At 33.6% G+C, this 14,763-nt stretch carries 13 protein-coding genes, 1 tRNA gene and 1 other annotated feature; all 14 genes read left to right on the forward strand.

All coding sequences use genetic code 11. The features are described from left to right. The first annotated feature begins 18 nt into the window (after positions 1-18). Positions 19-882, forward strand: a complete 864-nt coding sequence (rlmB, locus tag ACUN06_RS00950; protein ID WP_294369703.1) for a 23S rRNA (guanosine(2251)-2'-O)-methyltransferase RlmB — start codon at positions 19-21, stop codon at positions 880-882. Between the two features lie 24 nt (positions 883-906). After that, positions 907-1,416: an NYN domain-containing protein gene (locus tag ACUN06_RS00955; RefSeq protein WP_291733185.1), complete on the forward strand. Its 510-nt coding sequence runs from the start codon at positions 907-909 to the stop codon at positions 1,414-1,416. Between the two features lie 34 nt (positions 1,417-1,450). Continuing rightward, the gene (sigH, locus tag ACUN06_RS00960; RefSeq protein ID WP_291733188.1) at positions 1,451-2,095 is read left to right on the forward strand and encodes an RNA polymerase sporulation sigma factor SigH; all 645 of its coding nucleotides are present in this window, start codon (positions 1,451-1,453) and stop codon (positions 2,093-2,095) included. Positions 2,096-2,176: 81 nt separating this feature from the next. Further along, positions 2,177-2,252, forward strand: a tRNA-Thr gene (locus ACUN06_RS00965). Positions 2,253-2,317: 65 nt separating this feature from the next. Then, the gene (gene tuf, locus ACUN06_RS00970; protein ID WP_291733190.1) at positions 2,318-3,511 is read left to right on the forward strand and encodes an elongation factor Tu; all 1,194 of its coding nucleotides are present in this window, start codon (positions 2,318-2,320) and stop codon (positions 3,509-3,511) included. Between the two features lie 175 nt (positions 3,512-3,686). Next, positions 3,687-3,836: a 50S ribosomal protein L33 gene (rpmG, locus tag ACUN06_RS00975; protein ID WP_042402281.1), complete on the forward strand. Its 150-nt coding sequence runs from the start codon at positions 3,687-3,689 to the stop codon at positions 3,834-3,836. Positions 3,837-3,886: 50 nt separating this feature from the next. Further along, a complete protein-coding gene (secE, locus tag ACUN06_RS00980; protein ID WP_042402286.1) occupies positions 3,887-4,117 on the forward strand; it encodes a preprotein translocase subunit SecE in 231 nt (76 codons plus the stop codon). Positions 4,118-4,156: 39 nt separating this feature from the next. Beyond that, positions 4,157-4,678: a transcription termination/antitermination protein NusG gene (gene nusG / locus ACUN06_RS00985; RefSeq protein ID WP_302541447.1), complete on the forward strand. Its 522-nt coding sequence runs from the start codon at positions 4,157-4,159 to the stop codon at positions 4,676-4,678. 82 nt (positions 4,679-4,760) lie between these two features. Beyond that, positions 4,761-5,186, forward strand: a complete 426-nt coding sequence (rplK, locus tag ACUN06_RS00990) for a 50S ribosomal protein L11 (RefSeq protein WP_291736289.1) — start codon at positions 4,761-4,763, stop codon at positions 5,184-5,186. A gap of 59 nt (positions 5,187-5,245) precedes the next feature. After that, positions 5,246-5,935: a 50S ribosomal protein L1 gene (gene rplA / locus ACUN06_RS00995; protein WP_291736287.1), complete on the forward strand. Its 690-nt coding sequence runs from the start codon at positions 5,246-5,248 to the stop codon at positions 5,933-5,935. A 45-nt stretch (positions 5,936-5,980) separates the two neighbouring features. Continuing rightward, positions 5,981-6,115: a sequence feature (ribosomal protein L10 leader region), on the forward strand. Positions 6,116-6,151: 36 nt separating this feature from the next. Then, positions 6,152-6,655 (forward strand): 50S ribosomal protein L10, encoded by a 504-nt coding sequence (rplJ, locus tag ACUN06_RS01000; RefSeq protein ID WP_291736293.1) that lies wholly within the window; start codon positions 6,152-6,154, stop codon positions 6,653-6,655. A gap of 31 nt (positions 6,656-6,686) precedes the next feature. Then, positions 6,687-7,052, forward strand: a complete 366-nt coding sequence (gene rplL, locus ACUN06_RS01005; RefSeq protein ID WP_294162649.1) for a 50S ribosomal protein L7/L12 — start codon at positions 6,687-6,689, stop codon at positions 7,050-7,052. A 325-nt stretch (positions 7,053-7,377) separates the two neighbouring features. Next, positions 7,378-11,085, forward strand: coding sequence for a DNA-directed RNA polymerase subunit beta (gene rpoB, locus ACUN06_RS01010; RefSeq protein WP_294162651.1), 3,708 nt, complete (start codon positions 7,378-7,380; stop codon positions 11,083-11,085). Positions 11,086-11,106: 21 nt separating this feature from the next. Continuing rightward, complete coding sequence (rpoC, locus tag ACUN06_RS01015; protein ID WP_291734441.1) at positions 11,107-14,643, forward strand: DNA-directed RNA polymerase subunit beta'; 3,537 nt, start codon at positions 11,107-11,109, stop codon at positions 14,641-14,643. Positions 14,644-14,763: the final 120 nt, after the last annotated feature.

The raw sequence follows: 14,763 nt of genomic DNA on the forward strand, positions 1-14,763 counted from the left end.
GAAAAAGGAGAATAAACAATGACAAAAAGAGAAAATCAAAGAAGAAGAGAAAGAGAATTTAATAAATTTCAAGAAAGAAATAATAAGTTTCAAGATAGAAGAGATGATAGAAAAGAAAAAAATAATACAAGTAATGAATCTATGAGAGAAGATTTAATCATAGGAAGAAATGCAGTAATCGAAGCTTTAAAAAGTGATAGAACTATTGAATGTGTATATGTAAGCAAGGGGGATTTAGAAGGATCTATAAAGGTTGCTTTAGGATTAGCTAAAGATAGAGGAGTTGTAATTAAAGAAGCAGATAGAAGAAAATTAGATACAATGTGTGATAGATTAAACCATCAAGGAATAGTTGCAAGAGTTACTCCTTTTAAATATTGTGAAGTAAATGATATATTAGAGGATGCAAAAAGAAAAGAACAACAACCATTTATAGTTATATTAGATGAAATTGAAGATCCTCATAACTTAGGTTCAATAATAAGAACAGCAGAGCTTTGTGGAGTGCATGGAATAATAATACCAAAAAGAAGAAATGTTGGTGTAACATCTACAGTTTATAAATGTTCAGCTGGAGCAATAGAACATATGAAAATTGCAAAGGTTACAAATATAAATGCAACTATAGATATGTTAAAAGAACAAGGAATTTGGATTTATGGAGCTGATATAGATGGTAAAGATTATAGTTATAATACTGATTTTTCAGGTCCATGTGCGTTAATAATAGGAAGTGAAGGAAAAGGAATTTCAAATTTAACGCTTAAAAAGTGTGATTTATTAGTAAAAATACCTATGATAGGAAAAATTAACTCTTTAAATGCTTCGGTTGCAGGTGGTATAATGATGTATGAAGTTTTAAAAGGTAGATTAACTAAATAATAAATACACGCATAGGGGTAAGAAGTGAAATTTATATTTGTAGATGGATATAATGTAATAAATAGTTGGAGTAATCTAAAGAGTGAAAAAGAAATAAGTTTAGATAGTGCTAGACAAAAGCTTATTGATATTTTACATAATTATGGTGCTATTCACCAAATTAAAATTATGTTAATATTTGATGGTTATAGAGTAGCTGGTAATTTGGAAAATAAATATGAGCATAATAAAAATCTTACAGTTATATTTACTAAAAGTGGAGAAACAGCAGATGCTTATATTGAAAAAGAAATACATAATATAGGAAGAAGATTTGAGGTTTCTGTAGTTACATCAGATTCATTAGAACAACAAACCATTTTTCAAAGGGGTGCAACTAGAATTTCAAGTATAGAATTTTATAATATGGTGTTTGATACTTCTGAAGATATAAAAAGGTCAAGTAAAAAAGTTAGTACTTCACATAAAAGTACTATTCAAGACAATATTGATGAAGATATTTTAAAAAAATTAGAGGCTATTAGGCGTGGATAAATATAGGGATAATTTTGGGAATGGAGGGGGATTTGTGGATAACAATGATTATTCAAAAGAAATAGCAGGTGAATTTGAGGGTAGAGCAGAAGAAGAAATTGTAGTTGAAGCAAAAAAAGGAAATGTTAGAGCACAAGAATATGTTATTTCTAAATATGAAGGCTTTGTTAAAGCAAAATCTAAATCATATTTCCTAATTGGGGCAGATAAAGAGGATATTTATCAAGAAGGTATGATAGGGTTATATAAGGCAATTAGAGATTTTAATTATGAAAAATCAACTACATTTAGGTCTTTTGCTGAGTTGTGTATAACAAGGCAAATAATAACTGCAATAAAAACGGCAACAAGACAAAAGCATATTCCGTTAAATACATATGTATCTCTTAACAAACCTGTGTCAGAAGATGATTCAGAAAGAACACTTATGGATATACTATCAAGTATGAAGATAACAGATCCTGAAGAGCTTATAATAGGAAAAGAAGAAAAGGAATATATAGAAAAAGCAATTTCAAAGGTCCTTTCTCATTTGGAAATGGAGGTTTTGCAATCATATCTTGATGGAAAATCGTATCAAGAGATTGCTTGTGATTTAGATAGGCATGCAAAATCTATTGATAATGCGCTTCAAAGAGTGAAAAAAAAGCTTGAAAAGTGCCTTTCTGAGACTAAATAATAATACTAAAATAATATTGACAAAAAAAACAAATGATAGTAAACTTTATAATTGGTATATTAAAGTGAGTATCACTTTAATGCTCATGTAGCTCAGTAGGAAGAGTGTCACCTTGGTAAGGTGGAGGTCGTCGGTTCAATCCCGATCATGAGCTCCAAGATAAATATAAATTAGTATGCAAACGCTAGGCAAAGTTTACTTAAAAATAAGGAGGAATTTCAAATGGCAAAGCAAAAGTTCGAAAGAAGTAAGCCACACGTAAATATCGGAACAATTGGTCACGTAGACCACGGTAAAACTACATTAACAGCAGCAATCACTACTGTATTATCAAAGAAAGGATTCGCTGAAGCATTCGATTACGCATCAATCGATAAGGCTCCAGAAGAAAAAGAAAGAGGAATCACAATCAACACTGCACACGTTGAATACGAAACAGAAAACAGACACTATGCTCACGTTGACTGTCCAGGACACGCTGACTATGTTAAGAACATGATCACTGGTGCTGCACAAATGGATGGAGCTATCTTAGTTTGTTCAGCTGCAGACGGTCCAATGCCACAAACAAGAGAACACATCTTATTAGCATCAAGAGTTGGTGTTGAATATATCGTTGTATTCTTAAACAAAGCAGATATGGTAGACGACGAAGAATTATTAGAATTAGTTGAAATGGAAGTTAGAGAATTATTATCTGAGTATGAATTCCCAGGTGATGATATACCAGTAATAAAAGGATCAGCTTTAAGAGCATTAGAAAACCCAACAGATCCAGAAGCAACAGCTTGCATCATGGAATTAATGGATGCAGTAGATAGCTACATTCCAACTCCAGAAAGAGCTACAGATAAGCCATTCTTAATGCCAGTAGAAGACGTATTTACAATCACTGGTAGAGGAACAGTTGCAACAGGAAGAGTTGAAAGAGGAGTTCTTCACGTATCAGACGAAGTTGAAATCGTAGGATTAATGGAAGAAAAGAGAAAAGTAGTAGTAACAGGAATCGAAATGTTCAGAAAGTTACTAGACGAAGCGCAAGCTGGAGATAACATCGGAGCATTATTAAGAGGTGTTCAAAGAACAGACATCGAAAGAGGTCAAGTATTAGCTAAAGTTGGATCAGTTCACCCACACAGCAAGTTCGTAGGTCAAGTATACGTACTTAAGAAAGATGAAGGTGGTAGACATACTCCATTCTTCGATGGATACAGACCACAATTCTACTTCAGAACAACAGACGTTACAGGATCAATCAAATTACCAGAAGGAATGGAAATGGTTATGCCTGGAGACCACATCGATATGAACGTTGAGTTAATCACTCAAGTAGCTATGGATGAAGGTTTAAGATTCGCTATCAGAGAAGGTGGAAGAACTGTAGGTTCAGGAGTTGTTACTTCTATAATCGAATAATAAATCAATTACTTCATATATAAGGACTGGGTTTGTTTACCTAGTCCTTTACAAAGCTAATATTATTGACATAATATCGCTTTTATGATAGAGTGTTTAAGTAATTAACGAATTAGGTAACACAATATCATATATATACTTATATAATTATTTGGATAAACTGGAGGTGCAGACTGTGAGAGTTAAAGTAACATTAGCATGCACAGAGTGTAAGCAAAGAAATTACAACACAATGAAAAATAAGAAAAACAACCCAGACAGAATGGAAATGAACAAATATTGCAGATTCTGTAAAAAACACACACAACATAAAGAAACTAAATAGTTAGCTTTAGAGCAATGACACATATTCGCAATAGTTAAGGATGTGAAGTAATGGCTATTAAAGAAAATGTAAATATTAATACTAAAACTTCTGAAAAAAGAGGGCTTTCTAAGTTTTTTAGAGAACTTAAGGCAGAGGTTAAAAGAATAACTTGGCCTTCTAAAGATGACACAAAAAAAGCGTTAATTGCAGTAGGCGTAGTCGTACTAATATATATTATATTGGTAGGCGGGTTAGATTATATTTTTACAAACCTCTTTAAATTGATTTTTAAACTATAATAAAGGAGGTTTAGATGAAACTTTTCATCTATAGTAAATATGAGTGAAAGAGCTAGATGGTATGTAGTACACACATATTCAGGTTACGAAAATAAGGTTAAAGCAAATATTGAAAAAACTGTAGAAAATAGAAATCTTGAAAATCTACTTCTTGATATACAAGTTCCTATGGAAGAAGTTATCGAAGAAAAAGATGGTAAACAAAAGGTCTCTTTAAAGAAGAAGTTCCCAGGATATGTGTTAATAAAAATGCTTATGACTGATGAGTCATGGTATGTGGTTAGAAATACAAGAGGTGTAACAGGATTTGTTGGACCAGGTTCTAAACCAGTACCTCTTACTGATGAAGAAGTAGAATCAATGGGTGTAGTAGAAATGCCTATAGATATTGATTTAGAAGTAGGAGAAAGCGTAAGAGTTATCTCAGGACCGTTAAGAGAATTCGTAGCGGTAATCCAAGAGATAAGTGTTGAAAAACACAAGATAAAGGCTTTAATAGATATGTTCGGCAGAGAAACATTAGCTGAACTAGATTTTAACCAAGTTGAGAAGTTAGTTTAGTATAATTATATATAAAACTAATGTTTTTAATTAAGTGGGAGGACAAAAAGTCCGTATTACCACAGTATAGGAGGAATAGTAAATGGCTAAGAAAGTAACAGGAATGATTAAATTACAACTTCCTGCAGGTAAGGCAACACCAGCACCACCAGTAGGTCCAGCATTAGGGCAACACGGTGTAAATATTATGGGATTCTGTAAGGAGTTTAACGCAAAGACTGCTAATCAAGCTGGATTAATAATACCAGTTGTTATAACAGTATATCAAGATAGATCTTTTAGTTTTATCTTAAAGACTCCTCCAGCAGCAGTTCTAATTAAGAAAGAATTAGGATTAGAAAGCGGATCAGGAGTTCCTAACAGAACAAAGGTTGGATCATTAACAAAGGATCAAGTTAGAAAGATCGCTGAATTAAAAATGCCAGACTTAAACGCTGCTACAATCGAAACTGCAATGAGCATGATCGAAGGAACAGCTAGAAGTATGGGTGTTACAATAGCAGAGTAATTCTGATTTTTTAATAAGTGGGAGGTAAAAACCGCTAAAACCACGAAGGAGGCATAACAATGGGAAAGAAATATATTGAAAGTTCAAAATTAGTTGATAAGAACGTTTTATATACACCAGCTGAAGCGTTAGATTTAGCTGTTAAGACTGCAAAAGCTAAATTCGACGAAACAGTTGAATTACATGTTAGATTAGGGGTAGACCCAAGACACGCTGACCAACAAGTTAGAGGAGCTGTTGTTCTTCCAAACGGAACTGGTAAAAGTGTTAAAGTATTAGTATTTGCAAAGGGTGCAAAAGCTACAGAAGCTCAAGAAGCTGGAGCTGATTTCGTTGGAGCTGAAGAATTAGTTCAAAAGATCCAAGGTGAAAACTGGTTTGACTACGATGTAGTAGTTGCTACTCCAGACATGATGGGTGTAGTTGGTAGATTAGGTAGAGTTTTAGGACCTAAGGGATTAATGCCAAACCCAAAATCAGGAACAGTTACATTTGACGTAGCTAAGGCTATAGCTGATATCAAAGCTGGTAAAGTTGAATACAGAGTTGATAAGACTGCTATCGTTCACTGCCCAATCGGAAAGAAATCATTTGGTGTTGAAAAGTTACAAGAAAACTTCCACGCTTTAATGGATGCATTAGTAAAGGCTAAGCCAGCTGCTGCTAAGGGACAATACATTAAGTCTGTATCAGTTTCAAGCACAATGGGACCTGGAGCTAAGATTAATCCAACAAAAGTTTTAGATTAATATTGACATAGTGAAATTAACATAGTATAATAAATTTCGTTGTGAAAAAAGAGAATACTGTTTCCGTAGACAGTAGGTGCCGTAAGGTTTAAAGTTGTAATCGCCTGCCTAGGATAACTAGATAAGTGATTATTTATTTGGTCTTCCTATGTCTATGGGAAGACCTTTCTTAATATATATTACAGTTAATAACTGTGAGGAGGTGGACACACAGTGATAAAGAAGAACAGACAAATCAAAGAAGCTAAAGTAGCTGAGATTAAAGAAAAGTTAGAAAAAGCTCAAGGTGTAGTATTAGCTAGTTACCAAGGATTAACAGTTGAAGAAGATACAATGTTAAGAAAGAGCTTAAGAGAAGCTGGTGTTGAATATAAAGTTTATAAGAACACATTAGTAACATTAGCTGCTAACGAATTAGGTTTAGGTGATTTAGTTCAATACTTAGAAGGACCAGTTTCTATAGCTTTCGGTTACGAAGATGCTACTGCTCCTGCTAGAGTATTACATAACTTCGGTAAAGATCATAAGAAGTTAGAATTAAAAGCAGGTATTGTTGACGGTATTGTTTATGACAAGGCTGGAGTTGAAAAACTTGCAACAATTCCATCAAAGGAAGTTCTTATTGCAAAACTTCTTGGAAGCTTCAAAGCTCCATTATCAAACCTTGCATATTTATTAAATGCAATTAAAGAAAAAAAAGAATCAGAGTCAGCTGAATAATAACTGATAAAATTTTGGAGGTGCAATTAAAATGACAAGAGAAGAAATCATTCAAGCTATAAAAGAAATGACTGTTTTAGAATTAAACGAATTAGTAACTGCTTGCGAAGAGGAGTTTGGTGTTAGCGCTGCTGCTCCAGTTGCTGTTGCTGGTGGAGCTGTTGCAGGTGCTGCAGCAGAAGAAAAGACTGAGTTCGACGTTGTATTAGCAAACGCTGGTGCTAACAAGATCAAGGTTATCAAAGTTGTTAGAGAATTAACTGGATTAGGATTAAAGGAAGCTAAGGAAATAGTTGACGGAGCTCCTAAGACATTAAAAGAAGCTGTTTCTAAGGAAGAAGCTGAAGACATGAAAGCTAAATTAGCTGAAGTTGGAGCAGAAGCAGAAATAAAGTAATTTAAACTTTATATATAAAAGGTGCTATATAGCACCTTTTTTAATGCCCAAATCATGAATAAGATTTGAAAAAATGGAATAAAAAAATTTTTTTTGTAAATACTATCATATTAATGGATTGTAATTAATATGCAAAGGTGTTGACAAAGGAAATTGTGTATGTTACTATCATAAAATGTACTATTCATTATGGATAATTATATATTCTTGCGAAAATGAGTATAATCGAAGGTGATTATGCTATAACGTGATGCTCTCCGAAAGTATAAGTCCTTAGGGAAATTATGCTTTTGGTTATTTTACTTTAAACAAGGGGTGAAAATTCATGGTACATCCTGTCCAAGTCGGAAAAAGAACTAGAATGAGCTTTGCTAAGGTTAAAGATGTAACCGAAATGCCAAACTTAATCGAGGTACAATTAGATTCTTACGAGTGGTTTTTAAGAGAAGGTTTATTAGAAGTATTTGATGATGTAAACCCAATTTCAAATTTCACTGGAAATCTTGTACTAGAGTTTGTAGATTACAAACTTGATATGGATAATATTAAGTATTCAGTGGAAGAGTGTAAGGAAAGAGATTGCACTTATGCAGCGCCACTAAAAGTGTCAGTAAGACTGACAAACAATGAAACAGGAGAAATAAAAGAACAAGAAGTATTTATGGGAGACTTCCCATTAATGACAGAGCAAGGTACTTTTATTATTAACGGGGCTGAAAGAGTTATTGTAAGTCAGTTAGTTAGATCTCCAGGTGTATATTATAGCAATACTGTTGATAAAAGCGGTAAAAAGCTGTTTTCATCAACTGTTATTCCAAACAGAGGTGCATGGTTAGAATATGAAACAGATTCTAATGATGTTATTTATGTTAGAATTGACAAAACAAGAAAATTACCAATATCTATATTAGCTAGAGCTATGGGGTATGGAAGTGACCAAGAACTTTTAGATTATTTTGGAGAAGAAGAAAGATTTAAAGCAACTATTGAAAAAGACAACACTAAGACTAAGGAAGAAGCTTTACTTGAAATTTATAAAAGATTAAGGCCAGGTGAACCACCAACAGTTGATAGTGCTGTTTCATTAATAGACTCTTTATTTTTTGATGCTAAGAGATATGATTTATCTAGAGTTGGTAGATATAAATTTAATAAAAAATTAGCTATTAATCTTAGATTAATTAATCAAATTGCAGCTGCTGACATAATAAATCCTTCAACTGGAGAAATAATGGTTGAACAAGGAGAAAAGATAAGCAGAACAATGGCTTCTGATATTCAATCTGCAGGAATAAATTCTGTTGATATTTTAGTAGAAGACAAAGTTGTAAGAGTAATGGGAAATCACTTTGTTGATTTAGAAAAAGTTGTTCAATTTGATGTAAGTGATTTAAACATAAGGGAAGCTGTTCATTATCCAACATTAATGGAGATTCTTGACAATTATGATGATGAGCAAACTATAAAAGAAGAAATTAAGAAGAACATAACAAGATTAATACCTAAACATATTATAAGAGATGATATATTTGCTACTATAAGTTATCAATTAGGATTAGCTTATGGTATTGGATATACTGATGATATAGACCACTTAGGTAATAGAAGATTAAGATCTGTAGGTGAGTTACTACAAAATCAATTTAGAATTGGTTTATCAAGAATGGAAAGAGTAGTTAAAGAAAGAATGACTATTCAAGATCAAGAAGCAATTACTCCTCAAATGTTAATAAACATTAGACCAGTAGCTGCTGCAATAAAAGAATTCTTTGGTAGTTCTCAATTATCACAATTCATGGATCAAACTAATCCATTATCTGAGTTAACACATAAGAGAAGATTATCTGCTTTAGGACCAGGAGGTCTTTCAAGAGAAAGAGCTGGTTTCGAAGTTAGAGACGTTCACCACTCTCATTATGGTAGAATGTGTCCTATAGAAACTCCAGAAGGACCAAATATAGGATTAATCAACTCATTAGCAACATATGCAAAAGTAAATGAATATGGATTTATTGAAACACCATATAGACTAATTGATAAAGAAACTGGAATAGTTACAAATGAAATTAGATACTTTACTGCTGATGAAGAAGATTTATACTTAATTGCACAAGCAAAAGAACCAATTGGTGAAGATGGAAGATTCGTAGATAGTAGAGTTACTGTTAGACATAAGCATGACATTTTACAAGTAAATGCTAAAGATGTAGATTTAATCGATGTTTCACCAAGACAAATAGTTTCTGTTGCTACAGCAATGATACCTTTCCTTGAAAATGACGACGCATCTAGAGCTCTTATGGGAGCAAACATGCAACGTCAAGCAGTTCCACTATTAAAGCCACAAGCACCAATAGTTGGTACAGGAATTGAGTATAGAGCAGCAGCGGATTCAGGAGTATTACCTAAAGCTAAGAACTCAGGTACAGTTGTATATGTTAGTTCATCAGAAATCAGAGTTAAGAGAGATGTTGATGGTGGAATTGATACTTACAAATTACTTAAATTCAAGAGAAGTAACCCAGGTACTTGTATAAACCAAAGACCTTTAGTTGATAAGGGTGAAATTGTATTTAAGAACCAAGTGTTAGCAGACGGTCCAGCAACTGACCTAGGAGAAATCGCATTAGGAAAGAATATCAGAATGGGATTCATAACTTGGGAAGGTTACAACTACGAGGATGCTATGCTTATCTCTGAAGAATTAGTAAGAGAAGATGTATTTACTTCTATTCATATTGAAGAATATGAATGTGAAGCTAGAGATACTAAGCTAGGACCAGAAGAAATAACAAGAGATATTCCTAACGTTAGTGAAGATGCTCTTAAAGATATAGATGAAAGAGGAATAATCAGAATCGGGGCTGAAGTTAGATCAGGAGATGTACTTGTAGGTAAAGTTACACCTAAGGGAGAAACTGAATTAACTGCTGAGGAAAGATTATTAAGAGCTATATTTGGTGAAAAAGCAAGAGAAGTTAGAGATACTTCATTAAGAGTACCACATGGAGAAGCTGGTATTATCGTTGACGTAAAAGTATTTACAAGAGAAAACGGTGATGACTTAAATCCAGGTGTTAACGAACTTGTAAGATGTTATATAGCTCAAAAGAGAAAAATATCTGTTGGGGATAAGATGGCAGGACGTCATGGTAACAAAGGGGTTATTTCTAGAGTTTTACCAGAAGAAGATATGCCATTCTTACCAGATGGTAGACCACTACAAATTTGTTTAAATCCACTAGGGGTTCCATCACGTATGAACATTGGTCAGGTATTAGAAGTTCACTTAGGATGGGCAGCAAGTGCATTAGGATGGCACATTGCAACACCTGTATTTGATGGTGCAACAGAAAAGAACATTGAAGAATGCTTAGAAAAAGCAGGATACAATGCAAATGGAAAGACTGTATTATATGATGGAAGAACTGGGGAAGCTTTTGATAACGAAGTTACAGTTGGTATAATGTATATCTTAAAGCTTGCTCACTTAGTAGATGATAAGATCCATGCTAGATCTACAGGTCCTTACTCATTAGTTACTCAACAACCACTTGGAGGTAAAGCTCAATTCGGTGGTCAAAGATTTGGGGAAATGGAAGTTTGGGCACTAGAAGCATATGGTGCAGCACACACATTACAAGAAATCTTAACAGTTAAGTCAGATGACGTTGTAGGAAGAGTTAAGACTTATGAAGCTATAGTTAAGGGTGAAAATATCCCTGAACCAGGAGTTCCAGAATCATTTAAGGTTCTTATTAAAGAACTTCAAGCTTTATGTTTAGATGTTAAAGTATTAAATGAAGATAACGAAGAAGTTAAATTAAAAGAGTTCTCTGATGATGATTCAGAAGACTTAGATGTAAATATCGAAGGAACAGAAGAACTTGTTACTGAACCTGTTGCTGGAGATGATAGTTATACAACTAATGATGAGGAAATGGATGAAGATATTGATTATGAATCATTTGCTTTAGAAGGTTTCCATGAAGAAGAATTAGAATTAGATGATTTCGTTAATGACGAACACTAAAATTGAAGGGAGGATATACCCTTGTTTGAATTGAACAATTTTGATGCTATACAAATCGGATTAGCTTCTCCAAGCCAAATTAGAGAATGGTCTAGAGGTGAAGTTAAGAAGCCTGAAACAATTAATTATAGAACTTTAAAACCAGAAAGAGATGGTCTATTCTGTGAAAGAATATTTGGACCTATGAAAGACTGGGAATGTCATTGTGGTAAATATAAGAGAGTTAGATATAAGGGAATTGTTTGTGACAGATGTGGAGTTGAAGTTACAAAAGCTAAAGTAAGAAGAGAAAGAATGGGGCACATTGAGTTAGCTGCCCCAGTATCTCACATTTGGTACTTTAAAGGAATTCCATCAAGAATGGGATTACTTTTAGATATGTCACCAAGAGCTTTAGAAAAAGTTCTTTATTTTGCTTCATATGTTGTTATAGACCCTAAAGAAACATCTTTATTAAAGAAACAACTTTTAAGTGAAAAAGAATATAGAGAAGCTGTAGACAAATTCGGTGAAGAAAGTTTCGTAGCTGGAATGGGTGCAGAAGCTGTTCAAGAAATTTTGGGAGAAATTGACTTAGAAGCACAAGCTAAAGAGTTAAAAGAAGAATTAAAGAACAGCAGTGGTCAAAAGAAGGTAAGAATTATAAGAAGACTTGAAGTTGTTGAGTCTTTTAGAAAATCAGGAAATGATCCAAGATGGATGGTTATAAACGTAATTCCTGTAATTCCACCAGATTTAAGACCAATGGTTCAATTAGATGGAGGAAGATTTGCTACATCTGATTTAAATGATTTATATAGAAGAGTAATCAACAGAAATAACAGATTAAAGAAGCTTTTAGATTTAGGAGCTCCTGATATAATCGTTAGAAATGAAAAAAGAATGCTTCAAGAAGCAGTTGATGCTCTTATAGATAATGGTAGAAGGGGAAGACCAGTTACAGGACCAGGTAACAGACCTTTAAAATCATTATCTGACATGTTAAAAGGTAAGCAAGGTAGATTTAGACAAAACTTACTTGGTAAGAGAGTTGATTATTCTGGTAGATCAGTTATCGTTGTTGGACCAGAATTAAAAATGTACCAATGTGGTTTACCTAAAGAAATGGCTTTAGAATTATTTAAGCCTTTCGTAATGAAAAAATTAGTTGAAGATGGCGTAGCTCACAATATTAAGAGCGCAAAGAGAATGGTTGAAAGGGTAAATGAACAAGTATGGGATATACTTGAAGAAGTTATTACTGATCATCCAGTTTTACTTAACAGAGCGCCTACTCTACACAGACTAGGAATTCAAGCATTCCAACCAGTATTAGTTGAAGGTAGAGCAATAAAACTTCACCCATTAGTATGTACAGCATATAATGCGGACTTCGATGGAGACCAAATGGCTGTTCACGTACCTTTATCAGTAGAAGCACAAGCAGAAGCTAGATTCTTAATGCTTGCAGCTGGTAACATAATGAAACCTTCAGATGGTAAGCCAGTATGTGTACCTACACAGGATATGGTTTTAGGTTCATACTACTTAACAATGGATAAAGAGGGTGCTAAGGGAGAAGGAATGTATTTCTCTTCTGTTGATGAAGCTATAATGGCATACAATGTTGGAGAAATAGCTGTTCACGCTGCTATTAACGTTAGAATGTTTAAGGAAGTTGATGGTATAGTTAGACATGGTATAATCAAAACTACAGTAGGTAAGATTATATTCAATGAATCTATTCCTCAAGACCTAGGATATGTTGATAGAGAAAATCCAGAAACAGAATTTAATCTTGAAGTTGATTTCTTAATAACTAAGAAAACTTTAGGAAAATTAATAGATAAATGCTATATTAAGCATGGACCTACTAATACATCAATAATGCTAGATAAAATTAAAGCATTGGGATATCACTATTCATCTATTGGAGCTGTAACAGTTGCAGCATCAGATATGATAGTTCCTGAAGCTAAGTATGAATTACTAAAAGAAGCTGAAGAAACAGTTGAAAAAGTAGAAAAGATGTATAAGAGAGGTTTCATATCTGAAGATGAAAGATATGAAAAAGTTATTGAAAAGTGGAGTAAGACAACAGAAGATGTTGCCAATGCCTTAATGGATAGCTTGGATAAATTCAATCCAATCTTCATGATGGCTGATTCAGGAGCCAGAGGATCTAAGGCCCAAATTAAGCAATTAGCTGGTATGAGAGGACTTATGGCCGCTCCATCAGGTAAGATTATCGAATTACCAATCAAGGCTTCATTTAGAGAAGGTCTTGACGTATTAGAATACTTCATATCAACACACGGTGCTAGAAAAGGTAATGCCGATACAGCACTTAAGACTGCCGATTCAGGTTACTTAACAAGAAGACTTGTTGACGTATCACAAGATGTTATCGTAAGAGAAGAAGATTGTGGTACTGATAGAGGATTAATAGTTGCTGAAATTAAAGAAGGTAATGAAGTAATCGAAGGATTAGCAGAAAGATTATATGGAAGATATACTGCTGAAGATGTTTATGATCCAGAAAGCGGTGAATTATTATTAGGAAAAGACCAATATATTGAATCGCATATGGCTGATAGAATAACAGCTGCAGGTGTTAAAAAGGTTAAGATAAGATCTGTATTTACTTGTAACTGTAAAGTTGGTGTTTGTGCTAAGTGTTATGGTATGAACATGGCTACAGCTCAAAAGATTAATATTGGTGAAGCTGTTGGTATAATAGCAGCTCAATCAATCGGTGAACCAGGTACTCAGCTTACAATGAGAACATTCCATACTGGTGGTGTTGCTACTGGTGCGGATATCACTCAAGGTCTTCCTAGAGTTGAAGAGTTATTTGAAGCTAGAAAACCTAAGGGGCTTGCTATAGTTTCTGAAATTGCAGGTACTGTAAGAATAGAAGAAACTAAGAAGAAGAAGACTGTATTTGTAATGGCTGCTGACGGTGAAGAATGTAGCTATGATATTCCATTTGGTTCAAGATTAAGAGTATCTGACAATGATGTTATAGAAGCTGGAGATGAAATTACAGAAGGTTCAGTTAACCCTCATGATATCATGAATATCAAAGGTGTTGAAGGAGCTAGAAGATACTTACTTTCTGAAGTTCAAAAAGTTTATAGATTACAAGGTGTTGATATCAATGATAAGCACTTAGAAGTAGTTGTTAGACAAATGACTAGAAAAGTTAAGGTTTCTGATTCAGGAGATACTGATTTATTACCAGGTACTATGATAGATATGTTTGACTTTGAAAGCGAAAATGCTAGAGTAAGAGAATTTGGAGGAGAAGAAGCTAAGGGTGAAGTAGCATTATTAGGTATTACTAAAGCTGCTCTTGCAACTGATAGTTTCTTATCAGCAGCTTCATTCCAAGAAACAACAAGAGTTCTTACTGAAGCAGCTATTAAAGGTAAAATAGATCCATTAATTGGATTAAAAGAAAATGTTATTATTGGTAAGTTAATTCCAGCTGGTACAGGTATGATGAGATATAGATCTTTAAAGCTTGATGTACCAACAGAAGAGTTAGAAGAAGATAATATTGAAACAATAGAATAATACAATGCAATTTTATTGACATGTGTATGCTTAAATGATAAAATACCAATTGTGTGATTTTTGAAGCTACACTACAGTATGATTGTCTACATGATTCATGGAGGCATCCTGTATAACATG

It is taken from the genome of Clostridium sp. ETTB3 (assembly GCF_053571985.1).

Excerpts from the sequence above, each read along its gene's own strand:
- rlmB (WP_294369703.1), top strand. The coding sequence starts at position 19 with ATGACAAAAAGAGAAAATCAAAGAAGAAGAGAAAGAGAATTTAATAAA.
- tuf (WP_291733190.1), top strand. The coding sequence starts at position 2,318 with ATGGCAAAGCAAAAGTTCGAAAGAAGTAAGCCACACGTAAATATCGGA.
- secE (WP_042402286.1), top strand. The coding sequence starts at position 3,887 with ATGGCTATTAAAGAAAATGTAAATATTAATACTAAAACTTCTGAAAAA.
- nusG (WP_302541447.1), top strand. The coding sequence starts at position 4,157 with ATGAGTGAAAGAGCTAGATGGTATGTAGTACACACATATTCAGGTTAC.
- rplK (WP_291736289.1), top strand. The coding sequence starts at position 4,761 with ATGGCTAAGAAAGTAACAGGAATGATTAAATTACAACTTCCTGCAGGT.
- rplA (WP_291736287.1), top strand. The coding sequence starts at position 5,246 with ATGGGAAAGAAATATATTGAAAGTTCAAAATTAGTTGATAAGAACGTT.
- rplL (WP_294162649.1), top strand. The coding sequence starts at position 6,687 with ATGACAAGAGAAGAAATCATTCAAGCTATAAAAGAAATGACTGTTTTA.
- rpoB (WP_294162651.1), top strand. The coding sequence starts at position 7,378 with ATGGTACATCCTGTCCAAGTCGGAAAAAGAACTAGAATGAGCTTTGCT.